General features: G+C 44.8%; 1 protein-coding gene. It reads right to left on the bottom strand.

Features of this window, described 5'->3' with window-relative positions; translation table 11 throughout:
* The coding region (locus AB4486_RS23440) for a sugar phosphate nucleotidyltransferase (protein WP_372118945.1) at positions 1-676 on the bottom strand (676 nt) is incomplete at both ends.

The raw sequence follows: 676 nt of genomic DNA, 5'->3' as shown, positions 1-676 counted from the left end.
GATATAGCCTTCAACACTACCACAGTCAAAACGTTGGCCTTTAAATTTGTAAGCCAATACACAGCCTGCTTTTGCCTGTTTTAGCAATGCATCAGTGATCTGGATTTCGCCGCCTTTACCTGGTTCTGTCTGCTCGATTAATTCAAAGATATCTGGAGTCAGAATATAACGACCAATGATCGCTAGGTTGCTTGGTGCTGTACCTTGCTCTGGCTTCTCTACCATGTCATCAACTCGGAAAAGGTCATCTTTGATCATTTCGCCAGAGATAACACCGTACTTGTGAGTCTCTTCTTCTGGAACTTCTTGTACAGCAACAATAGAACAGCGGAACTGTTTGTATAGCGCAACCATCTGAGCTAGCACACCTTGTTGCTCGTTCACACAAAGGTCATCAGCAAGTACTACTGCGAACGGTTCATCGCCTACAAGTTCGCGACCCGTTAAAATAGCATGGCCAAGGCCTTTCATCTCACGTTGACGAATGTAGGTGAAGTTTGCCGCTTCAATCGTTTCACGGATATTAACCAATAGGTCTTCTTTATTGGTGCCGCTAATCTGGTGCTCAAGCTCGTAGTTTTTATCAAAGTGATCCATGATCGAGTGCTTACCACGTCCAGTAACGATGCACATTCCATCCATACCAGCCTCGATAGCTTCCTCTACACCGTATTCA

Source organism: Vibrio sp. 10N.222.55.C6, from assembly GCF_041473395.1.
Lineage (GTDB): Bacteria > Pseudomonadota > Gammaproteobacteria > Enterobacterales > Vibrionaceae > Vibrio > Vibrio crassostreae_C.
This window is presented reverse-complemented; position numbering and strand designations above follow the sequence as displayed.